Raw genomic sequence first — 24,750 nt, forward strand, 5'->3', positions numbered from 1 at the left:
ATCCAGATACCGCGTCACGCGCGCTGCGCGGCGCCGGCCTCCTTCCTGCGCCGGCCCAGCAGCTTCAGCGCGAAGCGGCCCAGGTACAGCACGCCCAGCGCGAACACGATGTCGCCCGGCACCCGCAGCCACACCAGGTTCTGCATCAGCGCCGAGTGCACCACCTCGGGCGAGCGCGCGTACCACAAGCCGTACTCGACGCTGGCCCAGGCCTGGTAGATGCCGGACGGCAGGATGGACAGGAACACCATCATGAACAGGCCGATGTTGAGCAGCCAGAAGGTGGGCTTCAGCAGGCGGTTGTCCCATTGCTCGGTATCCGACACGCCGCTCAGGCAGAACAGCATCAGGCCGATGCCCAGCATGCCGTAGACGCCGAACAAGGCCGCGTGGCCGTGGGCCGGGGTCATGTTCAGGCCCTGCACGTAGTACAGCGAGATCGGCGGGTTGATGGAGAAGCCCAGCAGGCCGGCGCCCACGGTGTTCCACACGCCGACGGCGACGAAGCACAGGATCGCCCACTGGTAGCGCGCCACCCACGGCGCGGCGCCGCCGCGGCGATAGGTCTGCCAGCCCTCGAAACCCACCAGCGCCAGCGGCACCACTTCAAACGCCGAGAACACCGCGCCGATGGCGATCACCGAGGTGGAGGCGCCGGTGAAGTACAGGTGGTGCAGCGTGCCCAGGATGCCGCCGAACAAGAAAACGATGGTTTCCAGCACGATGGCGCGGTTGGCGCTGGCCATGCGGATCAGGCCCAGCCGCGCGAAGATCAGCGCGATCACCGCGGTGGCGAACACCTCGAAGAAGCCTTCCACCCACAGGTGCACCAGCCACCAGCGCCAGTACTCGATCATCGAGTAGTGGGTGTGCTGGCCCCAGGCCAGGGAAGTGGCGTAGAACAGGCCGATGCAGGCGGCGGACAGCAGCAGCATCGCGATCAGGCTGCGGCCTTCCGTTGCCTTGTCGCGCAGGGCCGGCAGCAGCGCCCGCGCCACCAGGAACAGCCAGAACAGCAAGCCGATGAACAGCAGGATCTGCCACACCCGGCCCATGCTGGTGTAGGCGAGGCCCTGGTTGCCCAGCCAGAAGCTGAAATCGGTGCCCAGCCGCTGCAGCGTGCCCAGCCAGCCGGTGACGGTGGAGCCGACCACGATGAAGATCAGCGCCCAGAACAGCACGTCCACGCCCAGCTTCTGCAGCTTGGGTTCATGGCCGGACAGCAGCGGCGCGATGTAAAGGCCGGTGGCCAGCCAGGCGGTGGCGATCCACAGCACGCCGAACTGGGTGTGGATGGTGCGGCTGACCACCCAGGGCAGCACCTCGGCCAGCGGAAGGCCGAAGAAGCTGTGGCCTTCCACCGCGTAGTGGGCGGTGATGGCGCCCATGCCCACCTGGGTCAGCAGCAGGCCGATCACCACATAGAAATACTTGCGGGTGGCGCGCATCGACGGCGTGGCCTTGAGCCGGCCCAGCGGGTCGGCATCCGGCACCTGCGCGGCCTCCTCGCCCTCGCCGGCGGCCATGTGGTACCACACCATGGCGGCGATGCCGGCCAGCATCAGGATCACGCTGGCGATCGACCACATGCCGTTGGCGGCGGTGGGCGCGTTGCCGACCAGCGGCTCGTGCGGCCAGTTGTTGGTGTAGGACAGGCCGGTTTCGCCCGGGCGGTCGGCGGCGGCCGACCAGGCGGACCAGAAGAAGAACGCCGACACCGCTAGGCGGTCGTCGGCGGACGGCAGCGCGTCGGCGGTCATCGCGTACTGCTCGCGCAGCTTGTCGAAGGCCGGATCGGCGCCGTACAGGCCCTGGTAATGGCCGGCCACCTCGCGCGCGGCGGCGGCGCGGGCCACGCTCAGCGTCAGCTTGCCGCTGGCGGCGTCATAGCCGTTGGCGCGCATCTCGCGGCGCAGCTCGGCGTCCAGCATGCCCTGGCGGCCGACGTCCAGCTGCGCGTAGGCCTTGCCGAAGCGCTGCCGCGCCCAATCCTCGCGCAGCGCCAGCGCCTCGCGATGCAGCCAGTCGGCCGACCAGTCCGGCGCCACATAGCTGCCGTGGCCCCATACCGTGCCCAGTTGCTGGCCGCCGGACGACAGCCAGGCCTGCTGGCCGCGGCGGATCTGATCGCCGGTGAACACTGCCTTGCCGTCCGCTCCTTGCACCACCGCCGGAATCGGCGGCGCCGCCTGGTAGATTTCCTTGCCCATGTAGAGCAGGACCGAGAACGACAGCAGGCAGATCACCGCCAGCCATCCCCATAGTCTTCGCGTGTTTTTCATGTGCGCTCCCCTTGCGGGCCTTCCGAAATCATTTACATAAGATGCAGAATACATGCATCTTTTAAAGATGTATATATTGCACATCTTTATGCATGATGCAGATCAAGACCATCGGTCCCACGCCATGCCAGGAGCCGGGCCCCCCCCCCCCTCGCCCGCGCCATGAAAAAAGGCGGCCCCGCCTTGCGGAAGCCGCCTTCGCCGATGTCCGGGAAAGCTCAGGCCAGGTGCGACCAGCCGGACCAGCCCAGGTACAGGCCCACCAGCATGATCAGCGCCCCGGAAAAGTAAGGCGCCTTTCTCACCCATTCGCCGAAGCCGCCCCAGCGCCCGGCCATATGCCTGACGCTCAGCGCCGCCAGCACGCCGGACGCCACCATGGTCAGCGCCAGGCCGATGCTGAAGCACAGCACCAGCGTCGCCCCCAGCGCCACCTGCTTCAACTGCAGGCACAGCAGCAGCACGGTGATGGAGGCCGGGCACGGCACCAGGCCGCCGGTCAGGCCGAAGGCCACGATCTGTCCGGTGGTGACGTCGCGGCCGGCGAAGCGGCGGCGGATGTCGTTGGCGTGCGCCCTCTCGTGCGGGTCCTGGTAGCCGGGCGCCGACACGTCCAGGCCTGCGTGCTCAGCCGCCGCGTGGCTGTGACCATGCTCGGCGAATTCGACGTCGTAGTCATGGCTGTGATGGCCATGCCCCAGCTTCAGCCGCGCGACGAATTCGTGCGGTTCCGGTATTTCCTCCACCGACTCCAGGAAAGCGCCGGCGTCGCGGAAAGCGAAAACCTGGCGGCCGCCATCGGCGCGCTCCGTTTCCAGCGCGACTTGATCCGCCCGCCACGACAAACGCTGGCCGTCCGCCGCGGCCAGGCGGAAGCGCGGCGGCGCGCCGGTTTCGAAAATCTCCAACGCCACCACGCCGTGGCCGGTGTCTATCTCCTTGGCCTCGCCAGCATGGTGATGATGATCGTGACCATGCCGGCTGTGGCGCCAGGTGCGCCACATCATCCACGCCGCCACCGCGATCACCAGCGCCGCCGAGGCGATCTGGAAATACGGCTCCGAGGTTTCCGCGTTCCAGTTGCGGCCGAAATGCAGTCCCGCCAACGCCACCAGCCAGACCACGGCGGTGTGGGACACTGTGGCGGCCAGGCCCAGCAATACCGCCTGGCGCACCGTGCCGCGGATCGCGATGATGAAGGCGGCCATCATGGTCTTGGAATGGCCGGGCTCCAGGCCGTGCAAGGCGCCGAGCGCGATGGCGCTGGGCAGGAACAGCCAGGCGTTGCCCTGCTGCAGCAAGGCGGCGAACGAGGTCATGGCGATTTCCGGGCTAAAAGGAAGATGCGGGGCATTATACTCACCCCCAGTATCAAAATACTATCCCCCAGTATATGCCATGCTAAGATCGATCAATCGGATACGGAGAATCACGCGATGTCGCACACGGTACGGGACAAGGCCAAGCTGCTGGCGCGGGTGCGCCGCCTGCAGGGCCAGGCCGCCGCGCTGGAAAAACAGCTGGAAAACGATGGCGACTGTTCGGCCATCCTGCAGCAGATCGCCGCGATACGCGGCGCGGTCAACGGCCTGATGCTGGCGGTGATGGAAGGCCACCTGACCGACCACGTGGTCAAGGAGCCGGAGCTGGCGCAACGCCAGCACGACCTCGATGCCGTGCTGCAGGTGCTCCGCTCCTATCTGAAATAGCGCCCGCTCAAGGCTTGCGCACGTGCACCACGCCGGTCATGTACGGGTGCACCGCGCAGAAGTAGGCGTAGTCGCCCTCCTTGTCGAACACGTGCTCGTAGCGGTCGTCGGTGTCCAGCGCCTTGGACGTGAAAGCCTTGTCCCGCGTCGACACCGTATGCGGGATTTCGTCGTGGTTGACCCACGCCACTTTCGTGCCCGGCGCCACGGTGACCTCCTTGGGCGTGAAGGCGAACTTGCTGATCTCCACGGTCTGCGTCCCGGCACTAGCCATCGCGCTGGCCGCCAGCCATGCGGCCAGCAGCCATCCCTTCCCCAAGTTTTTCATCGCCCCTCCCCTCAATGATCCAGCGGCGTGTCCACCATCGCCAATCGGCTTTGCCCGCGCACCACCGCGATCTGCCTGGTGCCCAGCAGCTTGCCCAATTCGCCCGCCGGCACCTTGACCGGCGCCGGCTCGCCGAAACCGGCCTGGCCCGGCGTCGGCAACGGGTAAGCCAGCGAACGGGCGGTATGCAGCGCCACATTCCCTTCCACCTTCTGCAACACCTGGTGAATGTGGCCGTTCAGCACCGTCACCGAGCCGAACGGCCGCAGCAGCGCCATGGCCTGGGCGGCGTCGGCGGTGCCCCAGCCCCACGGTTCGTAGACTGTCCATAGCGGGATGTGCGCCAGCACAATGACGGGCGTGGAATGCGATAGCCCGGCCAGATCGCGCTTCAGCCAGGCCAGTTGCTCGTCGCCCAGCGCCGCCAGCCGGCTGGTAGAGAAATTCAGCACATTGTTCAGCGCGACGAAATGGACGCCGCCCTGGTCGAAGCTGTACCAGGCCTTGTGCCTGCCGTCGTGATCGAAGAACTTCAGATAGCCCGACACGCCGTCGTCCAGCGCGTCGTGCTCGCCCGGAATGGTGTGGACGCGGTCGACGCGGATGTCCTTCAACATCTGGCGGGCCAGGTCGAACTCCTCCGGCCTGGACAGGTGGCTGACGTCGCCGGTATGCACGACGAAGGCGGGCCGCTTGGCCAGCGCGTTGATGTCGGCGATCGCGCGGCGCAGGCTGCCCTGCACGTCGGGATTCGCCTCGCGGCGGAAGCCGAGGTGGGTGTCGCTGATCTGGACGAAAGCCAACCCGTCCTGCGCGACGCCCTCGCCATCCGCCGCCTGCGCCCGCGGCACGCCGCCGACCACGGTCCACACCAGCGCCGCGCCCGACCAGGCCGCCAGACAACCCAGCGCCTCGCGCCTCCCCTCATCCGCGACGTCCTTCGCCCTGCCTTCACGCTTCTCGTCCATCGCCCTCTCCTTGATCCGTCGCCGGCCGGCTGCGGCCGCGCTGAGCTGGTTGTAGGCCGCGGCCGGCGCAAGATCAAGCTCGCCGTCGACATCCCGGCCGACGCGGCCTGAGGCCGTCCGCATGCTGAAAAACAACAGCTTTTCGCCGCGAGACGCGTCCAGCGCTTGAAACTAGACGACTGGTCTAGTAGTATCCATTCCATGTCACGAGCCAACCATTCCACAGACACGCGCGAACACCTGCTGGCCACCGGCGAGGAAATCATTCTCGGCAAAGGCTTCGCCGCCGTCGGACTCGCGGAAATCCTGTCCGCGGCCGGCGTGCCCAAGGGTTCGTTCTACCATTACTTTCCATCCAAGGAAGGCTATGGCGTGGAGATGCTGCGCCGTTACTTCCTGAATTACGACGAAAGGCTGGTGCTCCTGCTGCGGCCGGAAGCCGGCGACGCCCGCGAATGCCTGATGGCCTATTTCAACGGCTGGCTGGACCACCACAAGTGCACCGAGCACAGCCACACCTGCCTGGCTGTGAAGCTGGCCGCCGAAGTGTCAGACCTGTCCGAGCCTATGCGCGAAACATTGGCCGAAGGCATGGGCAGGCTGATCGCCCGCCTGGCCGACGCCATCCGACGCGGCCAGCGGGAAGGCAGCCTGTGCACCTACCTGGAGCCGGACGAACTGGCCGCCAGCCTGTACAGCCTGTGGGTGGGCAGCGCGCTGCTGTACAAGGTGCAGCGCTCGCAGCAGCCGATGCTCAACGCCTACCGACTGACGGAAACCATGCTGATCAAACCCGATTTGGCCAGCTGCAAGCGATAAAGCACTCACCCGCCGAGCCGGCGGGTTTTCTTGACATCAAAACTAGACGACTGGTCTACTCAAAACGGAGCCACACATGAACGAAACCTTGCAGTTGATGCATTCCCATCGCAGCGTGCGCAGCTACCAGGACAAACCTGTCGCGCCGGAACTGCTGGACGCCGTGCTGGACGCCGCCTGGAAAGGCCCCACCTCGATCAACGGCCAGCAGATCTCGCTGGTGGTGGTGCAGGACCCGGAACGCCGCAAGCGCATCGCCGAAATCGCCGGCGGCCAGCCGTGGATCGCGCAGGCGCCGGTCTTCGTCGCCGTGGTGATGGATTTCCACAAGACCCGCCTGGGCGTGGAAATGGCCGGCGAGAAACAGGTGATACACGACAGCGTCGAAGCCTTCGCCGTCGGATCGGTGGATGCCGGCATCGCGCTGGGCAATATGATCACCGCCGCGCACGCCGCCGGCCTGGGCGTGGTGCCGATCGGCGGCATCCGCCGCGATCCGCAGGCGATGATAGACCTGCTGGAACTGCCGGAACTGACCTTTCCGCTGGTTGGCCTGGTGATCGGCCACGTTCAGGATGACGCCGATCTCAAGCCCCGCCTGCCGCGCGCGAGCTTCATCCACCGCGAAAGCTATCAGGCCGCGGAGCTGGCCGGCCACATCGCCGCCTACGACGACACGCTGCGCCGCCACTGGCAGGACATCGGCCGCGCCGACGGCGAACCATGGACCGCCAACACCGCCCGCTACTACCGCCAGGTTTATTTCCCCAAGGTCGCGCCCGTCGCGCGCGCCCAGGGTTTTGGCTTCGACCAGTAACTCCGACCACGCCTTCAAGGAAACCGACATGAACGCCGACAAACTGCTGACCCCGCTGACCATGGGCGCCGTCGCCCTGAGCAACCGCGTCGTCATGGCCCCGCTGACCCGCCTGCGCAACATCGAACCGGGCGACGTGCCCGGCCCGCTGGCCAAGGAATACTACCGCCAGCGCGCCAGCGCCGGCCTGATCGTGGCCGAAGGCACCCACATTTCCCCCACCGCCAAGGGCTATGCCGGCGCGCCCGGCATCTACAGCGAGGAACAAGTGCGCGCCTGGAGCGAAGTCACCGGCGCGGTGCATCAAGACGGCGGCAAGATCGCGCTGCAACTGTGGCACACCGGCCGCATCTCGCACCGCTCGCTGCAGCCGAACGGCGACGCGCCGGTCGGCCCGTCCGCCATCCAGGCCGACAGCCGCACCAACATCCGCGCCGCCGACGGCAGCCTGGTGCGCGAACAATGCGACACCCCGCGCGCGCTGGAAATCGAGGAAATCGAGGACATCATCGAGGACTACCGCCGCGCCGCCGACAACGCGCGCCGCGCCGGTTTCGACATGGTGGAGATCCACGGCGCCCACGGCTATCTGATCGACCAGTTCCTGTCGCCGGCCGCCAACGTCCGCACCGACCAGTACGGCGGCAGCGTGGAAAACCGCGCCCGCTTCCTGCTGGAAGTGGTGGACGCGGTGGTGGCGGAATGGGACGCCGATCACGTCGGCATCCGCATCTCGCCGCTGGGCATCTTCAACGGCGTCAGCAACACCGACCAGCTGGACATGGCGCTGTACCTGGCCGAGCAGTTGGCCAAGCGCAAGCTGGCCTTCCTGCACATCTCCGAGCCGGACTGGGCCGGCGGCCCGACGCTGGACGACGGCTTCCGCGCCGAACTGCGCCAGCGCTATCCCGGCGTGATCATCGGCGCCGGCGGCTACTCCGCGGAGAAGGCCGAAACGCTGCTGAAGAAAGGCTTTATCGACGCCGCCGCCTTCGGCCGCAGCTACATCGCCAACCCGGATCTGGTGGAGCGTCTGAAGCAGAACGCTCCGCTGAACCCGCCCAAGCCGGATACTTTCTATGGCGGCGGCGCGGAAGGCTATACCGACTACCCGACGCTGTAAGCCCCGCCCACGGCCCCGCACCGCGCGGGGCTTTTTTCATGCCCTGGCGGTGCCAGACGGACGCCACGCGCGCGTCCGTCCGGCGCAGCGATGCCGCAGCGGCCTGGCCCGCTCCGGCATGGAGGCCAGGCGAGCGGCCGCGGCCCCGGACACCTGCGTCAGGGGGAGAGGCCATGTGCCGGGATAATGACAAAAGGATTTAAAACGAGATACAGTCTGGGATTGGCTGCCGGCCCGCCGCGACAACAAGGAGCCCTGCACGCCGGCCGCGCCGGCGGCAAGGGCCCCGCACTTAGGAGAACATCATGAAGACCAGACTGCTCGTCTCCGCCGCCCTGCTGCTGGCCGCGCAGAGCCATGCGGCGGACGATCCCTACCTGTGGCTGGAAAACATCCAGGGCAAGGATGCGCTGCGATGGGTGAAGCAGCAGAACGAGCGCACCAGCAAGGAACTGGAGAGCCGCAAAGGATTCCCGGCGCTGAAGCGCGACATCCTGTCCGTGCTGGACTCCAGCGCCCGCATCCCCGCCATCGAAAAAATAGGCGACCGCTACTACAACTTCTGGCGCGACGCCGCACACCCGCGCGGCCTGTGGCGCAGCGCCACGCTGGACGAATACCGCAAGGCCGACCCCGCCTGGGAAACCGTGCTGGATCTGGACAAGCTGGCCCGCGATGAAAAGGAAAACTGGGTGTGGCAAGGCGCCGACTGCGTCAAGCCCAGGCAGGACCGCTGCCTGATCCGGCTGAGCCGCGGCGGCGGCGACGCGGCGGTGGTGCGCGAATTCGACCTGCCGGCCAAGCGCTTCCTCGCCGACGGCTTCGTCGTCCCGGAAGCCAAGAGCGAAGTCAACTGGGCCGACCGCGACACGCTGTACGTCGCCACCGATTTCGGCCAGGGCACGCTGACCGACTCCGGCTACCCCCGCATCGTCAAGGAATGGAAGCGCGGCCAGCCGCTGGCCGCCGCCCCGACGCTGTTCGAGGGCAAGCAGACCGACATCTCGGTCAGCGCCGACGGCATCGACACCGCCGGCCACCATTACGACGTGATCAGCCAGGGCACCAGCTTTTTCACCAACGACGCCTATCTGAAGCGGGACGGCAAGTGGCTGAAGCTGGACAAGCCCGGCCACGTCGAAGCGTCCTTTCACGGCGCCTGGCTGCTGCTGCGGCCGCGCCAGGACTGGAGCGTCGGCGGCCATGACTGGAAGGCCGGCAGCCTGCTGGCGGTCAAGGTGGACGATTACCTGCAGGGCAAGCGCGACTTCGCCGCCTTGTTCCAGCCCACTGCGTCCACCTCGCTGGGCGGCAGCGCCGGCACCCGCGACGCGCTGATCCTGACCGTGCTCGACAACGTCAAAAGCCGGCTGGTCGAATGGAAAGTGGCGGACGGCAAATGGCAGTCGCGCCCGGTGGCCGCGCCAGGCTACGGCAGCATCAGCGTCAGCGCGGTGGACAGCGACGCCTCCGACGACTACTTCTTCACCTTCACCGACTTCCTGACGCCGACCTCGCTGTCGCTGGCCCACGCCGGCAGCGACGCGCGCGAGCCGCTGAAACAGCAGCCGGCCTTCTTCGACGCCAAGCCCTACCGCATCCAGCAATTCTTCGCCCGCTCCGAGGACGGCACCCGCGTGCCTTACTTCGTGGTGGCGCGCAAGGATTTGAAGCTGAACGGCAAGAACCCGACGCTGCTCTACGGCTACGGCGGCTTCGAAGTGTCGCTGACGCCCTATTACAGCGGCACCCTGGGCAAGGCCTGGCTGGAGCGCGGCGGCGTCTACGTGCTGGGCAACATCCGCGGCGGCGGCGAATACGGCCCAGCCTGGCACGAGGCCGCGCGCAAGGAACACCGCCAGCGCGCCTACGACGACTTTTCGTCGATCGCCAAGGATCTGGCGCGGCGCGGCATCGCCGACGCCCGCCATCTCGGCATCAAGGGCGGCAGCAACGGCGGCCTGTTGATGGGCGTGATGCTGACCCAGTACCCGCAGCTGTTCCACGCCGTCGTCTGCCAGGTGCCGCTTCTGGACATGCGCCGCTACAACAAGCTGCTGGCCGGCGCCAGCTGGATGGACGAGTACGGCGATCCCGACAAGCCCGCCGACTGGGCCTACATCAAGCGCTACTCGCCGTATCAGAACATCCGGCCCGGCGCCAAGTATCCGGCCACATTGTTCGCCACCTCCACGCTGGACGACCGCGTCCACCCCGGCCACGCCCGCAAGATGTACGCGGCGATGAAGGAAATCGGCGCCGACGTCCGCTACTACGAGCGCACCGAGGGCGGCCACGGCGCAGCCGCCAACCACGACGAGGAGGCCCGCATCGCCGCGATGGAGTACGCCTTCCTGTGGAGCCAGCTGCGCTGATCGCGGACGGCCCCGCCCAGGGCCTTCCGGCTTCCTCCGTTTGACAAAACGCCGCTTCCGGCCGCCATCTCGGCTGGGAGCGGCCCGCCTCCCTTCCCTGCTTGCCGCTCCGGCAACGGCGCTTCCCGTTTGTCCGATCCTCCCGCTCAGCGCTTTTCGCACACAATGCAATTCAAATGACGACGGGCTGTACCTATAATCGAAAACGGTATCGCTGGTCCGCCCTCCTTTACTTGCAGGAGATGCCACGTGTCTCGGATTCCGCGTCTGTCCGGCTGGCTGAAACAGGAATTGCGGCTGATCGTCGTTTTCCTGGGCATGGTCGCGGCCGTCAGCGCGGTCGTGGCGTTCCAGGCCGGATTGCATCAACGCCAGCAGCTGCTGGGCGCCTACCAGACCCGGCTCGGCTACGTCACCCACACCCGCAACGACATCCTGCGCCAACAGTTCGACCAGCTGCGCCGCGACGCGCTGTTCCTCAGCGCCACCCCTCCGGTGTCCGGCATCATCCGGGCAGCATCCAACCGAGGCCTGGACACGCGGGGCAACACCAGCGGCGAGGCCTGGAAGAAACAGCTGGGCGCGATATTCGACGCTTTCCTGGCGGCCAATCCCGATCTGACCGCCATCCGCCTCATCGGCGTGGCGGACGACGGCCGCGAACTGGTGCGCGCGGAGCGCGGGCCCGACGGCCGGCCCGAATCCCCGCCCGGCCAGACGCTGCGGAGCCACGGCGGCAGCGACTACATGCTGGCCGCGACCCGGCTGTCCAAAGGCCAGACGTATTTTTCCGACATCACGGCCGGCGCCCGCCACCTCAGGCTGCGGCACCCCAACGCCCCCCTGGTCCCGACGCTGAGGGTGGCCACCCCGGTTTTCGACGGGCAAGGCCGCGTGTTCGGCATCGTCATCCTCAACTACAACGCCAGCCGGCTGCTGCAATCGCTGCGCTACAGCATCCCGGTGGAATTGCGCATCTATCTGACCAACCGCGACGGCGACTACCTGCTGCAGCCCGATGCCGGCCGCACCTTCGGCTTCGAGCACGGCCGCCGCTGGCGCTGGCAGGACGACTTCCGGCCGCTTCCGGCCGGGGCCGACCAGCCAGCGGGCCTGCAAGCCTACTCCTCGCCCCACGGCACCGCCTACGCGCGCTGGCTGGACATCCCTTTCGACCCGGCCGCGCCGGAGCATTATTGCCGCGTCTACGCGGTGCTGCCCGACGAGGCCGTCGCCACGCTCGCCCAGACCGCCCGGCTGTCGGCGCTGGGCAGCGCGCTGGGCGTATTCCTGCTGATCGGCCTGGTGCTGGCCGTCTACCGGCGCAAATACCGCCAGGCCAACGCCCGCCAGGCCGAACTGGCCGCCATCGTGGAAAGCTCGCACGACGCTATCATCGGCTGCGCCGCCGACGGCCGCATCGACAGCTGGAACCGCGGCGCGGAAAACATGCTGGGCTACCCGGCCCAGGAGACGCTGGGCAAGCCGCTGGAGAATTTCGTCAAGCTGCCCGAGCCGGACGACCGCGCCCCGCCGCTGCTCAGCGTGCAGCGGGAACAGACGCCGCTGGAACTGATCTGCTTTCTTCACGACCGGGACGGCAGGCGGCTGGACGCCGCCGTCACGATGTCGCCGGTGAAGACCTCCGACAAGCAGGGCGGCGTTGCCCTGATCATCCGGGACATCACCGAGCTGGTGGCCAACGAGCGGGACATCCGCAAGCTGAACGCCTCGCTCGAACAACAGGTGGAGCAGCGCACCGCCGAGATCCGCGTCTTTTCCGCCCTGCAGAACGCCATCCTCGCCAATGCGGGCTATGCGATCATCGCGACCGACCGCAGCGGGGTGATCACGCTGTTCAATCCCGCTGCCGAGCGCATGCTGGGCCACGCCGCCGCCGACGTGATAGGGAGGGTGTCCCTGACCCGCTTCCACGACCCGCGCGAACTGGCCGAGCGCGCCCGCCAGATCGGCGAGCGCCTGGGCCAGCAAATCGAATCCGGCTTCGACGCCATCGTCTCGCCGTCCCGCCAGGCGCGGTCGGATGAAAGCCAGTGGACCTACATCCGCCGCAACGGCAGTACCTTGCCGGTGCTGCTGACCATATCGGCGCTGGAAAACGACGACGGCCACGTGACCAGCTATCTGGTCATCGCCGCCGACATCACCCAGCGCGAACAGGACCGCCATCAACTGGAGCTGGCGCGCGACCAGCTGGTCAAGGCGGCGGAAGTCGCCGAGCTCGGCATCTGGAGCTGGACGCTGGACAGCGACGTGCTGGAGTGGAACGACCGCATGTTCGAGATATACGATCTGCCCAGATCGTTCCGCGATTTCGGCCTCTACTACAATCACTGGCGCGGCCGGGTCCATCCTGACGATATAGAACGGATAGAACACCAGCTGCAGCGGGCGCTGGAGGGCGCCGACGCCTTCAACGCCGATTTCCGCATCCTGCGCCAGGACGGCGAGGCTCGCCACCTGCAGGTGGCGGCCCGGATCGAATACGGCGCCGACGGCAAGGCAGTCAGGGTGACGGGCATCAACCGCGACGTCACGCTGGAGCGCGAGCGCGAGGCCTGGCTCAGCCAGGCCAAGTCGGCGGCGGACAGCGCCAACCGGGCCAAGTCGGAGTTCCTGGCCAATATGAGCCATGAAATCCGCACGCCAATGAACGCCATCCTGGGCATGCTGCAACTGATCCAGCAGACGGGCCTGAATGCCCGCCAGGCCGACTACGCCGACAAGGCCTCCTCCGCGGCCCGCACGCTGCTGGGCATACTCAACGACATTCTGGATTTCTCCCGCGTGGAAGTCGGCAAGCTGACGCTGGCGCCTCATCCGTTCAGCATCGACAAGCTGCTGCGCGACGTCGGCGTGATCATGTCCGCCAACGTCGGCGACAAGGACGTCGAGGTGCTGTTCGACATCGACCCCGAGCTGCCGGACTGGATCTCCGCCGACTCGCTGCGGCTGCAGCAGATATTGATCAACCTGTCCGGCAATGCGATCAAATTCACCGAGCGCGGCGAGGTGGTGATCGCCGCCCGGCTGGCCCGCCGCGACGAGGCGGGGCTGCGCATCGCCTTCTCGGTGCGCGACACCGGCATCGGCATCGCGCCGGAACACCTGCAGCGCATCTTCGAGGGCTTTTCCCAGGCGGAAGCCTCCACCGCGCGCCGCTACGGCGGCTCCGGCCTGGGACTCGCCATCAGCCAGCGCCTGGTGGCGCTGATGGGCGGCCAATTGACCGTGGAGAGCGAAGAAGGAAAGGGCAGCGTGTTCCGCTTCGAAGTCGACTGCGCTGCCGCCGAAGCGCCGAAGCCGGCCGTCGACGTCGTCTCATTGCGCGATCTCAGCTGCTTGGTGATAGACGACAACGAAAACGCCCGGCAGACCCAAAGCGGCCTGCTGCGGGCCTTCGGATGGCGCGTCGACGTGGCCGCCAGCGGCGAGGAAGCGCTGGCCCTGATGGAAGATCCTCAAGCGGTCGACTACGACGTCATCCTGGTCGACTGGCGCATGCCGGGAATGGATGGCTGGGAAACCTGCAAGCGGCTGCGCGAACTGGAAAGCCGCGCGCGCGCCTCGGTGATCGTGCTGGTCACCGCCTATGGCCGCGAATGGCTGGAACAGCGGCGCGCCCAGTCGCCGGACATGTTCGACAGCCTGCTAGTCAAACCCGTCACCGCCTCCATGCTGTTCGACGCCGTCGCCGACGCCCGCTCCGGCAACGGCCGCCGGGACAGCCATCCCGCTCCCGGCGCGTCTCCCCAGTTCAGACTGAGCGGACTGCGACTGCTGCTGGTGGAAGACAACCAGACCAATCAGCAAGTGGCCCGCGAGCTGCTGGGCGGAGAAGGCGCCGAGATCGACGTGGCCGACTGCGGCAGGGCGGCGCTGGATGCGGTGCGCGGCGCGGCCGCGCCGTACGATCTGGTGCTGATGGACATCCAGATGCCCGACATGGACGGCTACGCCGTCACCCGTCTCCTGCGGCAGGACTTTCCCGCCGATGCCCTGCCCATCGTCGCCATGACCGCCAACGTGATGCCGGCGGACCGCGAAGCCGCGCTGGCCTCCGGCATGAACGACCATGTCGGCAAGCCCTTCGACCTGGCGCAACTGGTCGGCGTCATCCTGCACCACACCCGCGGCCATGACGCGCCGGAAAGCCGCCATCCCGCCGCCCAATCCGCCGACGGCCAGTTGCTGAACAGCGAGGCGGCCATCGTCCGCTTCGGCGGCAATCGGGAAATCTATCGCCACACGCTGCTCAGTTTCTGCGAGGAAAGCCGCGCGCTGCTGGACGGACTTCAGCGCGCGCACGACTTCCGGCAACGCCAGCAAGGCATACAGTTCCTGCATACACTGAAAGGACTGGCAGCCACCATCGGCGCCGAAGCGCTGGCGGCGACGGCGGCGCTCGAGGAAAAAAAGCTGCGCGCGACCGAACAGGACTGGCCGCCCAGCTATGCGGTCCTGGAGCGGGCGGCCCGGGAGGCCGAGCAGGCTGCCAGACGCCTCGCAGGGGAGCTGGCGGGCGCGTCCCGCGCCCTGCCGCATGGCGCGGATGGCCAGGATCCGCTTCCCGGGCTGGGGGACGAACTCGCCAGATTGACGCAGTTGCTGCGCGAGGCCAATGTCGAAGCCGTACAGCTGTTCTCCTCGCTGCGGGAACGCTACGGCCGCTATCGGCCAGGCGAATTCGACCGGCTCAACGAGGCGATCATGCAGATGAATTTCGCGGCTGCCGTCCGCCTGTGCGAGGACATGCAGCAACAGAAAGCGCCACAGTCATGAACCAAGACACTCCCGACCTGGCCAGGCCAACAGCCGGCCGGCGCGGCCGGATACTGGTCGTCGACGATCAGCCGGCCAACATCGTGGTCGCGCACCAGATCCTGCGCGAGCGGCACGACGTCTTCATGGCCACCGGCGGCGAACAGGCGCTGGAATTCTGCCGGACGACGCCGCCGGACATGTTGCTGCTGGATGTTGAAATGCCCGGCCTCAACGGCATGGACGTCTGCCGCCGCCTGAAACAGGACCCAGCGACCCAGGACATCCCGGTGATCTTCGTCACCGGCCTGCAAAACCCGCAGCAAGAGCTTGCCTGCTGGGAAGCCGGCGCCGCCGACTTCGTCAGCAAGCCTGTCACCCCCATCACCTTGCTCAACCGCGTCAACGCGCACCTCACGCTGAAATTCCAGGCGGACCAATTGCGCGTGCTGGCCTATCACGACGGCTTGACCGGCATCGCCAACCGCAGGAATTTCGACGAGCGCCTGGAACGGGCCTGGCGGCATTGCCAGCGCAATCGCAGCACGCTGGCGCTGATTCTGTCCGACGTGGACCTGTTCAAGAAATACAATGACAACTGCGGCCACCACGCCGGCGACGAATGCCTGCGGCAGGTGGCGACGGCGATCCAATCGCAAATGCGCCGCCCTTACGACCTGGCCGCGCGCTACGGCGGCGAGGAGTTCGTATGCCTGCTGCCGGAAACCACGCTGGCCGGCGCCGTGACCGTGGCGATCAAGATAGACGCGGCGGTGAGGGCGCTGCAGATCGAGCATCCGGCATCGAATGTCGATGCCTGCGTCACGCTGAGCCAGGGCGTGGCCGTGATCGAACCCGAAACCGGCGCGGACAGCGAAAGGCTGCTTAGGCTGGCCGACGACCAGCTGTATCTTGCCAAGCGCACCGGCCGCGGCCGCGTGTGCGCGGTCTGATAGCCTGTCCAAAGTCTTTTTGCGAGCAGCGCACTTCAGCCTGCAAGCCAGATGCAAGGCCTTGGCTATCCAAGGCCCAGCCTGACAACGCGGCAGATGGTTTGCTGGCTGAACGGCCCCGTTGGGGCCGTTTTCTGTCGGCGCATGGCTTTGTCAAACGGCCCTTGCAGTGAATGGCACTGCGGCGTGCCGTTTTCCGCGCCTGGCATCCGGCATAGAATGACCGCTGCCGCAAAAAGACTTTGGACAGGTTCCAACACCAGCCTCACCCAGCCGAGGCGCCGCCCCCAGGATGGCGGACCACCAGCAGCGAGACGTCATCGCTGGCCGCGCCGCCCTGCATGTGCGCCTTGGCCGCCGCCAGCACCGCCTCCCCGATCCGGTCCGGCCAGCCGCGACGGACCGCCGCCTCCACGCCGACCAGGCCGAACATCGCCCCCTGGCTGTCCTTGGCCTCGGTGATGCCGTCCGAACTGACCACCAGCGCCTGCTCCGGCAGCCAGGCCAGGGTCTGCATGCTGTCGTCGAAAGCTTCGGCCGGCAGCACGCCCAACGGCGGGTGAGCCGACTTGCAGCGCGCCTCGACCTCGCCCTTCTCGTTGAACAGCAGCACGCAGGGCACGCCGCCGTTCCAGACCCGCGCATGGCGCCCGTCGGCGTCGATCGCGATCAGCGCCGCGGCGACGAATCGGCCGCCCGGCAATAGCTTGTGCAGTTTCTGGTTGACCCCGCGCGCGATGGCGGCCATGTCGCAGCCGGCCTCCGTCATTTCGTGAAAGCAGTCTATCGCCGGCAGCGCGCTGATCGCGGCCGTCAACCCATGGCCGGTGCAATCGGCCAGCATGATGTGCTCGCCGCCTCCCGGCGGCTGGCAGATGATGATCAGGTCTCCATTGAAGCCTGCTGCGGGATTCAGATATTGCCAGACATGGCCCGGCCGCGAGGTGCGCAGCCGGACCAGCCGCTCGATCAGCTCCAGCGCCAGCTGCTGTTCGAACTCGTTTTCCTGGTAATACTTCTCCAGCCGGATCGCATCCTGGTTGATCTGGTTCTGCATCTGCGCGATGCGCAGGAAGACATGGATCTTGGCGGACAGCAGGTCGAAGCTGACAGGCTTGGCCAGGTAGTCGTCGCCGCCGGCCTTTAGGCCCGACACCACGCTCTCCAGCTCGTTCAGGCTGGTCAAAAAGATGATGGGCACCCAATGCTCGCCGAACAGCCTGCGCAGTTCGGTGGTGGCTTGCAAGCCGTCCATCTCCGGCATGATGATGTCCATCAGCACCAAGTCCGGCACCTGGTTCCGGCAATACTCCACCGCCTCCACGCCGTTCGTCGCCGACGCGCAGCGATAGCCGAGCTCCTGGATGAATTGCTCGATGAAATAGCGGTTAGTGGCGCTATCCTCTACCAACAAGATGGTCGTCGACGACATCGGATCCCCAAGCCATTGCGGGTTGCCCCAAACCCGGAACATCAGGGCCGCCAGCCTCCTCTGCGGCCTCGGCCCTCCCATCCCATGCTTCGGGCCATTCCATAATAAGACGCGCCCGGTCGGTATTCCACCTCATTACCCGTGCCCGCCCATCATGGCGGCCGCATGACGACCCGCCATGAAAAACCCGCCGGCCGAGGCGGGCGGGTTGGAGACGGATCCTCCTTGCCGGCTCAGGGCTGGTAAGGCGTGTTCTCGGCGAAATATTCGTGGTTGTCCGCGTTGTTCAGCGCCTGGGTCGGATTGGTCTTCGCCAGGTTCTTGGCGCCGGCCTGGCCGTAGACGTGGTCGTCGGTGCCCGCCACCACGGTGAAGTGGGAGAGCTCATGCACCAGCGTGCCGCCCTTGGAGTCGGTGCCCTTGGTCGGAGCCGTCCAGAAAGCGCCGCACAGATAGATGGTGTAGGGCTGGGACGGATAGACGTAGGCATAGGTGCCGCCATCGGTGCAACTGCAATCCAGCTTGATCGGCTTGGTATCCAGCGCGTCCTTGATCTTCACGTAATGCGACTTGGCGGTCGTCCAGTTGGCCTGGCTGTACTTGCCGAACCAGGTGGTGTAGCGCTGGGTGCCGGACGGCGTGCCATTCAGATAAGCATTGGTCTCGTCGGCCATCGCGCTGGCGGCGGTGACGCCATCCTTGGACTGGTTCTGCTGGGTGACCGAGCAGTTGCCGGCATAGGTCACGCCGCTGACCGCGGTGCGGGCCAGCGCCTGCCACTCCAGCTTCGCCGTCTGCGAACGCTGCAGCAACGGGCTGATCTTGCCGCTGCTGTAGCCGCTGACCGCGTTCGACGTGATCGCTTCGTCCGCCGGCGGGGTCGTTCCCGCCGACTTGGCGCTGACGCCGGCCGGCAGGCTGTGGTTCAGCACCTTGTTGCTGCTGCTCTCGAAGCGCACGCTCAGCTGGCCGCCCTTCGACAGGTCGTAATAATCGGACACCCTCACCTTGGCGTTCAGCGTGGCGCCCGGCGCCAGTGAAACCGTGTCGCGCAGCGAAGGCACCACCCTCTTGTAACGCGGCCCCAGGTATTCAGCCTGCTTGCCGTTCACGTTCACCGCCAGGAACTGTTCCTGCAGCTCTTTGCCCGGCAGGTACCAGCGGTAGACATGCAGCGTTTCCTTGCCGGTGTTGCGATAGGTGACGGTCACGTCCACGTCCTGCGAAGCGCTGACCGTGGGCTGGCCCAGGCTGACTTGCAGGTCGCCGGCGAATGCGGATGAGGCGAGCAGCAGGGCCGCCGCCGCGATGGGTAATCTCTTGTCCATTGTTTTCCCTTTGTTGTCTGGATGCTTTGCACATCACGAAAAGTTATAAAACGCACAATCATCATGCGCAGATCATTAATTGCATGAACTTGTCATGATCGCAATCAAAAAAATCGCCCTGTCTCGAATTTTCCACATGTCATATTTTAACCACAAACAGCCTACCTCCCCCGCCAGGTCTATAGTGGGTTAAAATCATCGGTTTGCGCGGCGGGTGAGACCGATCCCGGCGCGCCGTCACAAACCCCTCGACTGTTTTTCGACGGAACATGAACCAAGCATCTGATGAAAAAGCCCTGGTGGTGCTCTCGGGCGGCCAGGACTCGACCACCTGCCTCTACTGGGCGCTGCGCCGTTTCGGCGCCGGCAAGGTTGAAGCCGTCACCTTCGATTACGGCCAACGCCACCGCGTGGAGCTGGACTGCGCGCGCAAGATCGCCGCACTCGCCGGCGTGCGCCAGACCGTGCTGCCGATCGACACCTTCGCCGCCATCGGCGGCAACGCGCTGACCGATGCCAGCATCGCCCCGGAAGAAGGCGTCCGCGACGACGACGCCCTGCCTAACACCTTCGTCCCCGGGCGCAATCTGGTCTTCCTCACCTTCGCCGCCGCCTTCGCCTATACCCGCGGCGCGCGCCACCTGGTGACCGGCGTCGCCCAGACCGACTACTCCGGCTATCCCGATTGCCGCGAGAACACGCTGAAGGCGCTGGAAGTGGCGCTGCGGCTGGGCATGGATAGCCGGGTAGAGCTGCACACGCCGCTGATGTACCTGTCCAAGGCCGAAACTGTGACCCTGGCGCAACAGGTTGGCGCGCTGGAGGCCCTGGCCTGGAGTCACACCTGTTACAACGGCGAGGTGCCGCCCTGCGGCCATTGCGCGTCGTGCGAGCTGCGCGCCAAGGGTTTCGCCGAGGCAGGCGTGCCGGACCCGCTGGTGGAACGCTGCCAGGCCGAAGCGCAAGGACTCTGAGATGCACGCCTGTTACCTGATAGCCGGCGCCGGCTTCGAAGCGGCGCGGCGGTTGCCGGCCGACCACGGCAAGGCCGCGCGCCCTCATGGCCACAGTTTCCGCCTGAGCGTGCGCAGCGAGGTCCAATACGCCGACCAGGCGGCGCTGCAAGCCGCCGTCCAGGCCGCCGTGGCGCCGCTGGATTACACCGACCTGAATGCCGCGCTGGCCGCCTGCGACGATCTCTCGCTGGCCCGGCACGTTGCCGACGCCCTGCCCCATCCGGCCGCCATCCAGTTGCGCGGCGCGCCGGACCGCGGCGTGATGCTGGACGGCCCGCGCGCGCTCAGCTGGATCGCCTCGTCTTTCGAGGCCGCCCATCACCTGCCCCACGTGCCGCCCGGCCATAAGTGCGGCCGCCTGCACGGCCACGGCTTCGGCGTGCGCATCGTCGCCGACGCCGCCCAGTGCGGCCAGCGCGAATTGGCGCGCGCCTGGGCGCCGCTGCATCGACGGCTCAACCATCACTACCTGAACGACATCGCCGGGCTGGACAATCCGACCAGCGAGGTGCTGGCCCAATGGCTGCACCAGCAGCTGAGCGATGCCGTGCCCGGCCTCGCCTGGGTAGAGGTGCGCGAAACGCACAGCGCCGGCAGCCAGTTCGACGGCAAGACCTTCCGCATCTGGAAGGAGCAACGCTTCGAAAGCGCAATCCCTTTCGACGCCGACGGCAATTACACCGGCCACAGCTACCTGGTGCGGCTGATGTTGTCCGGCGGCATAGACCGCACCATGGGCTGGCTGCTGGACTTCGGCGACGTCAAGGACCGCTTCAAGCCCATCTACCGCCAGTTGGACCACAATCCGCTGGACAAGCTGGCCGGCGTTCGCGGCGCCGACAGCGCCGCGGTGGCGGAATGGATCCACGCCCAGCTGTCGCCGCTGGTGCCGGAATTGTCCCGGATAGACCTGATGGAAAGCGACGACGCCGGCGTGTCGCTGCATTTCCGCCAGGACATGCGCTGGCCGCTGCTGTGACCGCCGCCCTCGATTGCGAGAAAATGTCGTGACTACCTATACCGTCAAGGAAATCTTCTACACGCTGCAAGGCGAAGGCCGTCAGGCCGGCCGCGCGGCGGTGTTCTGCCGCTTCGCCGGCTGCAATCTGTGGTCGGGCCGCGAGGAGGACCGCGCCAAGGCGGTCTGCCAATTTTGCGACACCGACTTCGTCGGCGCCGGACCCGACGGCGGCAAGTTCGACGGCGCGGCGGCGCTGGCCGCGCGCATCGCCGCCGAGTGGCCGAAGGATGCCGGCGGCTCGCCCTACGTGGTCTGCACCGGCGGCGAGCCGCTGCTGCAGCTGGACGCGGAGCTGATCGGCGCGCTGCACGCCCAAGGCTTCGAAATCGCCGTCGAGACCAACGGCACCGTCGCCGCGCCGGCCGGGCTGGACTGGATCTGCGTCAGCCCCAAGGCGGGGGCAGAATTGAAGCAACGCGCCGGAGACGAACTGAAGCTGGTCTACCCGCAGGCTGCCCAGATGCCGGAAACCGTGGCCGATCTGGACTTCGGCACCTTCTACCTGCAGCCGATGGACGGCCCCGAGCTGGCGGCCAACACCCGCGCCGCCATCGCCTACTGCATGGCGCATCCGCAATGGCGGCTGTCGGTGCAGACCCACAAGGTGGTCGACATCCGCTGAGCGCCGCAACGCGCCTGTCTGCCCGCATGCCGGTGTCCAACGGCGTGCGCCCGATGCCCGGCATGCCCGGGCATCTTCGTCTCCGCGCCGCCAACGCCCCGCTTTTTTCATGGCGCCACGTGCCGAAACCTGGCCCCGCCGCGATTTCACTCTGCTCCCATTCTGCGGCGCCGTTCTATGCCATCAGGGAAACGCACGCTATAACGACGAAAACATCCGCGCCGAAGGGTGGGCGGCGCCTGTCCGGCGCGGCGATCCTGGCCCGCGTAATTTTTTTGAATATTCGCGTAAGAAACGAAAAGGCACCGCGACTCAATGATTGTGCGCAGATGCCCAGACGCCATCAGGACCCAGGCATCCGTCGCCATCGACAAAAAACGAACTACCCAGGAGAAAAGCCATGAATCGCAACAAGACTCTGATCGCCTCCGCGCTCGGCGCGGTGATCGCCCTCGGCGTGCTGGCCAGCGCCCCCGCCGCCGCCGCGGACAAGGACCAGTGCTTCGGCGTCGCCAAAGCCGGCCAGAACGATTGTAAAACCGATGCCCACGCCTGCGCCGGGCAGTCCAAGATGGACAACGACCCGGCCGACTTCAAACTGGTGCCCGCCGGCACTTGCCAGCAGATGGGCGGTCAAACCAAACCGATGTGATTTATCCGGCTGGCAATTCCAACCGCATTGATTACCATACCCCGGCCGGACGACAAGGGTTGTCCGGCGCATACCCAAGCAAGGAGTCACACATGAAGCAAAACAAAGCACTGATCGCATCCGCTCTGGGCGCCGTCATCGCCATGGGCGCGCTGAGCGCCGCGCCGGCTGTCGCCGCCGACAAGGAAAAATGCTACGGCATCGCACAGGCGGGCAAGAACGACTGCGCCTCCGCCACCGGCACCCACTCCTGCGCCGGCCAGGCCAAGGTGGACAAGGATCCGGGCGACTGGAAATACGTGGCCAAGGGCAGCTGCGAAAAGATGGGCGGCAAGCTCAGCGCGAAGTAATCCCACCCATGGCGGCCCGCGCCCCGGCGGGCCGTCCTCTCCCCGGAACACCAGCATGTCCCTGACCACTCTTCCCGGCGTTTGCGGCATAGGCCTGCGCGCGCCGCACTATCGAGAAGCCCTGGATGCCCGCCCCGAGCTGGGCTGGGTGGAAGTGCACAGCGAGAATTTCTTCGACGGCGGCACGCCGCTGGCCATGCTGCGCCGCGTGGCGGAATGCTGGCCGCTGTCGCTGCACGGCGTCGGCCTGGGCCTGGGTTCGGCCGCCCGTCCGGACCGCGGGCATCTGGCGTCGCTTAGGCGGCTGGTGGACGAAACCTGTCCCGCCGCGGTATCCGAGCACCTGTCGTTCAACCATTCGCCGCATCGCTACGTCAACGATCTGCTGCCGATACCGTACACCCGCGCCGCGCTGGACACGGTGGCCGGCCATGTGTCCGAAACCCAGGACGCCCTTGGCCGGACCATCCTGCTGGAAAACCTGTCCAGCTACGTCGAATTCCCCGACAACGAGATGAACGAGGGCGAGTTCCTGGCCGAGCTGGTCCGCATCACCGGCTGCGGCGTTTTGCTCGACGTCAACAATCTGTACGTCAACCGAATCAATCTGGGCACCGACACCGACGCCGTGCTGGCCGCCCTGCCGCCGGACGCGATCGGCGAGATCCACCTGGCCGGCTACAGCGAACGCGAAGGCATGCTGGTGGATACCCACAGCCAGGCGGTGCATGACGAAGTCTGGCGCTTCTACCGCGAGGTGATCCGCCGCATCGGCCCGCGTCCGACGCTGATCGAATGGGATCTCGACATCCCGCCGCTGGCCACGCTGCAAGCGGAGGCCGCCAAGGCGCAGGCGATACTGGGGGGAGCCGATGAACGGTCATGACTGGCAACACGCGCTGCTGGAAGCGATAGCCGATCCGGCGCAGGCATCCGCCGCCGCCGCGCTGGGCGTGAACCCGGCCGGACTGGCGGTCTACCGCAACAACTACCGCGTCGGCCTGATCGACACGCTGGCGCACAGCCACCCGGTCTGCCGGGAGCTGGTGGGCGAGGACTTCTTCACCGCGCTGGCGCGCGAATACGTGAAGACCCACGCGTCCGACAGCGGCAATCTGCACCGTTACGGCGCCGGCTTCGCCGACTTCATCGCCGGCTTTGAGCACTGCCGCGAACTGCCTTACCTCCCCGACGTCGCGCGGCTGGAGTGGGCGGTCCACCGCAGCTATTACGCCCCCGATGCCGAGCCGCTGGGCGTCTCGGCGCTGGCCGCCATCGCGCCCGAGCAGTGGGGAGCGCTGGCGTTCCAAGCGCTGCCCGACGTCGCGCTGTGCCGCGCCGACAGCCCGGCGCTCAGCATCTGGCGCGCCCACCGCGAGCGCGGCGCGCTGGAAGGCCTGCTGGCCTTGCCGCCGGAGAACGCGCTGGTCTACCGCGAGCGCGGCGAAGTGAAAACCCAGCCGCTGGACGACGCGCGCCACGCCTTCTACGCCGCGCTGTTCGACGGCGCCGCGCTGGCCGACGCCACCGAAGCGGCCCAGGCGCGCGATGCCGGTTTCGACCTGCAATCCGCGCTGCTGGGCCTGTTCCAGCCTCCGCTGCTGGCCTCCCTGCACATCCGACAAGGTGATACCGAATGAATGCCCTCGCCAAACCGGCGGTCTCCGCCTACCAACTGCTGATCCGCTGCGCGGACTGGCTGCAACCGCTGGTCCTGCTCTTGCTCCGGCTATGGCTGCTGGATGTCTTCTTCCGCTCCGGCCTGACCAAGATAGACGACTGGGACATCACCCTGGCGCTGTTCACCGACGAATACCACGTTCCCTTGTTGCCGCCCGCGGTGGCCGCGGTGATGGCGACCTGCGGCGAACTGGGCCTGTCCGCGCTGCTGGCGCTGGGCCTGGGCGGACGCTTCGCCGCCGCCGGCCTGTTCATCCTCAACGCGGTGGCAGTGATCAGCTACCCCGCCTTGACCGACGCCACGCGCCAGTTCCACTATTTCTGGGGCGCGCAACTGCTGGTGCTGCTGTCCTTCGGCCCCGGCCTGCTGTCCGTGGACGCGCTGCTCAAGCGCTGGTTCGCCGGCCGCTGCGCGGCCTGCTCCCAAGCGGGCTGAGTCCAGGCCGCCAGCGGGGCGGCAGCCGGCGCAAGACGTGGCATAATGAAAGCAACC

The 24,750-nt window shown here is 66.8% G+C and carries 20 protein-coding genes and 3 pseudogenes; 17 read left to right on the plus strand and 6 right to left on the minus strand.

Translation table 11 applies throughout. From position 1 onward, the window contains the following. Positions 1 to 14 precede the first annotated feature (14 nt). Positions 15 to 2,282, minus strand: coding sequence for a nitric-oxide reductase large subunit (locus CV_RS17225; RefSeq protein ID WP_011137041.1), 2,268 nt, complete (start codon positions 2,280 to 2,282; stop codon positions 15 to 17). A 218-nt stretch (positions 2,283 to 2,500) separates the two neighbouring features. Then, entirely contained in the window at positions 2,501 to 3,601 is a 1,101-nt protein-coding gene (locus CV_RS17230) for a nickel/cobalt efflux transporter (RefSeq protein ID WP_011137042.1), read from the minus strand. A 117-nt stretch (positions 3,602 to 3,718) separates the two neighbouring features. On the opposite strand from CV_RS17230, the gene CV_RS17235 reads away from it, so the two are divergent. Next, entirely contained in the window at positions 3,719 to 3,991 is a 273-nt protein-coding gene (locus CV_RS17235; RefSeq protein WP_011137043.1) for a metal/formaldehyde-sensitive transcriptional repressor, read from the plus strand. 7 nt (positions 3,992 to 3,998) lie between these two features. Here CV_RS17235 and CV_RS17240 read toward each other — a convergent pair whose 3' ends face one another. Continuing rightward, positions 3,999 to 4,319 carry a cupredoxin domain-containing protein gene (locus tag CV_RS17240; RefSeq protein ID WP_011137044.1) on the minus strand — a complete coding sequence of 107 codons (321 nt, stop codon included), beginning with the start codon at positions 4,317 to 4,319 and terminating at the stop codon, positions 3,999 to 4,001. Between the two features lie 11 nt (positions 4,320 to 4,330). Continuing rightward, positions 4,331 to 5,287 (minus strand): metallophosphoesterase family protein, encoded by a 957-nt coding sequence (locus CV_RS17245; RefSeq protein ID WP_011137045.1) that lies wholly within the window; start codon positions 5,285 to 5,287, stop codon positions 4,331 to 4,333. Between the two features lie 201 nt (positions 5,288 to 5,488). On the opposite strand from CV_RS17245, the gene CV_RS17250 reads away from it, so the two are divergent. The 6 genes from CV_RS17250 to CV_RS17275 all read left to right on the plus strand — a co-directional run bounded on the left by CV_RS17250 (position 5,489) and on the right by CV_RS17275 (position 16,156). After that, positions 5,489 to 6,106 carry a TetR/AcrR family transcriptional regulator gene (locus CV_RS17250; protein ID WP_011137046.1) on the plus strand — a complete coding sequence of 206 codons (618 nt, stop codon included), beginning with the start codon at positions 5,489 to 5,491 and terminating at the stop codon, positions 6,104 to 6,106. Between the two features lie 76 nt (positions 6,107 to 6,182). Further along, entirely contained in the window at positions 6,183 to 6,923 is a 741-nt protein-coding gene (locus CV_RS17255) for an NADPH-dependent oxidoreductase (protein WP_011137047.1), read from the plus strand. Positions 6,924 to 6,951: 28 nt separating this feature from the next. Beyond that, positions 6,952 to 8,046 (plus strand): alkene reductase, encoded by a 1,095-nt coding sequence (locus CV_RS17260; RefSeq protein ID WP_011137048.1) that lies wholly within the window; start codon positions 6,952 to 6,954, stop codon positions 8,044 to 8,046. 305 nt (positions 8,047 to 8,351) lie between these two features. Next, a complete protein-coding gene (locus tag CV_RS17265; protein WP_011137049.1) occupies positions 8,352 to 10,421 on the plus strand; it encodes a prolyl oligopeptidase family serine peptidase in 2,070 nt (689 codons plus the stop codon). 249 nt (positions 10,422 to 10,670) lie between these two features. Next, the gene (locus tag CV_RS17270) at positions 10,671 to 15,224 is read left to right on the plus strand and encodes a response regulator (RefSeq protein WP_052278869.1); all 4,554 of its coding nucleotides are present in this window, start codon (positions 10,671 to 10,673) and stop codon (positions 15,222 to 15,224) included. Further along, positions 15,221 to 16,156, plus strand: coding sequence for a diguanylate cyclase domain-containing protein (locus CV_RS17275; protein WP_011137051.1), 936 nt, complete (start codon positions 15,221 to 15,223; stop codon positions 16,154 to 16,156). Before CV_RS17270 ends, CV_RS17275 begins: the two co-directional genes overlap by 4 nt. 265 nt (positions 16,157 to 16,421) lie before the next feature. Here CV_RS17275 and CV_RS17280 read toward each other — a convergent pair whose 3' ends face one another. Beyond that, positions 16,422 to 17,588, minus strand: coding sequence for a SpoIIE family protein phosphatase (locus tag CV_RS17280; RefSeq protein WP_043596594.1), 1,167 nt, complete (start codon positions 17,586 to 17,588; stop codon positions 16,422 to 16,424). Positions 17,589 to 17,821: 233 nt separating this feature from the next. After that, the gene (locus tag CV_RS17285; RefSeq protein WP_011137053.1) at positions 17,822 to 18,916 is read right to left on the minus strand and encodes a M35 family metallo-endopeptidase; all 1,095 of its coding nucleotides are present in this window, start codon (positions 18,914 to 18,916) and stop codon (positions 17,822 to 17,824) included. A gap of 269 nt (positions 18,917 to 19,185) precedes the next feature. Between CV_RS17285 and queC the strand changes: the two genes are divergently transcribed. From queC to CV_RS17325, 10 genes and pseudogenes are all read left to right on the plus strand, one after another. Then, complete coding sequence (gene queC, locus CV_RS17290; RefSeq protein ID WP_011137054.1) at positions 19,186 to 19,890, plus strand: 7-cyano-7-deazaguanine synthase QueC; 705 nt, start codon at positions 19,186 to 19,188, stop codon at positions 19,888 to 19,890. Position 19,891: 1 nt separating this feature from the next. Continuing rightward, positions 19,892 to 20,101, plus strand: a pseudogene (locus CV_RS24165) (6-carboxytetrahydropterin synthase); the annotation flags it as partial. A 93-nt stretch (positions 20,102 to 20,194) separates the two neighbouring features. Beyond that, a pseudogene (locus CV_RS24170) lies at positions 20,195 to 20,545 on the plus strand (6-pyruvoyl trahydropterin synthase family protein); the annotation flags it as partial. 66 nt (positions 20,546 to 20,611) lie between these two features. Then, a pseudogene (locus tag CV_RS24175) lies at positions 20,612 to 20,911 on the plus strand (6-pyruvoyl trahydropterin synthase family protein); the annotation flags it as partial. 28 nt (positions 20,912 to 20,939) lie between these two features. After that, entirely contained in the window at positions 20,940 to 21,575 is a 636-nt protein-coding gene (gene queE, locus CV_RS17300) for a 7-carboxy-7-deazaguanine synthase (protein ID WP_011137056.1), read from the plus strand. A 400-nt stretch (positions 21,576 to 21,975) separates the two neighbouring features. After that, positions 21,976 to 22,227 carry a BufA1 family periplasmic bufferin-type metallophore gene (locus CV_RS17305; protein ID WP_011137058.1) on the plus strand — a complete coding sequence of 84 codons (252 nt, stop codon included), beginning with the start codon at positions 21,976 to 21,978 and terminating at the stop codon, positions 22,225 to 22,227. 92 nt (positions 22,228 to 22,319) lie between these two features. After that, positions 22,320 to 22,577: a BufA1 family periplasmic bufferin-type metallophore gene (locus CV_RS17310; protein ID WP_011137059.1), complete on the plus strand. Its 258-nt coding sequence runs from the start codon at positions 22,320 to 22,322 to the stop codon at positions 22,575 to 22,577. Positions 22,578 to 22,632: 55 nt separating this feature from the next. Then, the gene (locus CV_RS17315; RefSeq protein ID WP_011137060.1) at positions 22,633 to 23,463 is read left to right on the plus strand and encodes an MNIO family bufferin maturase; all 831 of its coding nucleotides are present in this window, start codon (positions 22,633 to 22,635) and stop codon (positions 23,461 to 23,463) included. Continuing rightward, the gene (locus tag CV_RS17320; protein WP_011137061.1) at positions 23,450 to 24,217 is read left to right on the plus strand and encodes an HvfC/BufC N-terminal domain-containing protein; all 768 of its coding nucleotides are present in this window, start codon (positions 23,450 to 23,452) and stop codon (positions 24,215 to 24,217) included. The genes CV_RS17315 and CV_RS17320 overlap by 14 nt, the downstream gene beginning before the upstream one ends. Beyond that, the gene (locus CV_RS17325) at positions 24,214 to 24,693 is read left to right on the plus strand and encodes a DoxX family protein (protein ID WP_043596599.1); all 480 of its coding nucleotides are present in this window, start codon (positions 24,214 to 24,216) and stop codon (positions 24,691 to 24,693) included. Before CV_RS17320 ends, CV_RS17325 begins: the two co-directional genes overlap by 4 nt. Positions 24,694 to 24,750: the final 57 nt, after the last annotated feature.

Source organism: Chromobacterium violaceum ATCC 12472, assembly GCF_000007705.1.
In the GTDB taxonomy this organism is placed as follows: Bacteria; Pseudomonadota; Gammaproteobacteria; order Burkholderiales; family Chromobacteriaceae; genus Chromobacterium; species Chromobacterium violaceum.

Bases quoted from the DNA above. Each gene is read 5' to 3' on its own strand.
- CV_RS17225 (WP_011137041.1), bottom strand. From the start codon at position 2,282: ATGAAAAACACGCGAAGACTATGGGGATGGCTGGCGGTGATCTGCCTG.
- CV_RS17230 (WP_011137042.1), bottom strand. From the start codon at position 3,601: ATGACCTCGTTCGCCGCCTTGCTGCAGCAGGGCAACGCCTGGCTGTTC.
- CV_RS17235 (WP_011137043.1), top strand. From the start codon at position 3,719: ATGTCGCACACGGTACGGGACAAGGCCAAGCTGCTGGCGCGGGTGCGC.
- CV_RS17240 (WP_011137044.1), bottom strand. From the start codon at position 4,319: ATGAAAAACTTGGGGAAGGGATGGCTGCTGGCCGCATGGCTGGCGGCC.
- CV_RS17245 (WP_011137045.1), bottom strand. From the start codon at position 5,287: ATGGACGAGAAGCGTGAAGGCAGGGCGAAGGACGTCGCGGATGAGGGG.
- CV_RS17250 (WP_011137046.1), top strand. From the start codon at position 5,489: ATGTCACGAGCCAACCATTCCACAGACACGCGCGAACACCTGCTGGCC.
- CV_RS17255 (WP_011137047.1), top strand. From the start codon at position 6,183: ATGAACGAAACCTTGCAGTTGATGCATTCCCATCGCAGCGTGCGCAGC.
- CV_RS17260 (WP_011137048.1), top strand. From the start codon at position 6,952: ATGAACGCCGACAAACTGCTGACCCCGCTGACCATGGGCGCCGTCGCC.
- CV_RS17265 (WP_011137049.1), top strand. From the start codon at position 8,352: ATGAAGACCAGACTGCTCGTCTCCGCCGCCCTGCTGCTGGCCGCGCAG.
- CV_RS17275 (WP_011137051.1), top strand. From the start codon at position 15,221: ATGAACCAAGACACTCCCGACCTGGCCAGGCCAACAGCCGGCCGGCGC.
- CV_RS17280 (WP_043596594.1), bottom strand. From the start codon at position 17,588: ATGTCGTCGACGACCATCTTGTTGGTAGAGGATAGCGCCACTAACCGC.
- CV_RS17285 (WP_011137053.1), bottom strand. From the start codon at position 18,916: ATGGACAAGAGATTACCCATCGCGGCGGCGGCCCTGCTGCTCGCCTCA.
- queC (WP_011137054.1), top strand. From the start codon at position 19,186: ATGAACCAAGCATCTGATGAAAAAGCCCTGGTGGTGCTCTCGGGCGGC.
- CV_RS17305 (WP_011137058.1), top strand. From the start codon at position 21,976: ATGAATCGCAACAAGACTCTGATCGCCTCCGCGCTCGGCGCGGTGATC.
- CV_RS17310 (WP_011137059.1), top strand. From the start codon at position 22,320: ATGAAGCAAAACAAAGCACTGATCGCATCCGCTCTGGGCGCCGTCATC.
- CV_RS17315 (WP_011137060.1), top strand. From the start codon at position 22,633: ATGTCCCTGACCACTCTTCCCGGCGTTTGCGGCATAGGCCTGCGCGCG.
- CV_RS17320 (WP_011137061.1), top strand. From the start codon at position 23,450: ATGAACGGTCATGACTGGCAACACGCGCTGCTGGAAGCGATAGCCGAT.
- CV_RS17325 (WP_043596599.1), top strand. From the start codon at position 24,214: ATGAATGCCCTCGCCAAACCGGCGGTCTCCGCCTACCAACTGCTGATC.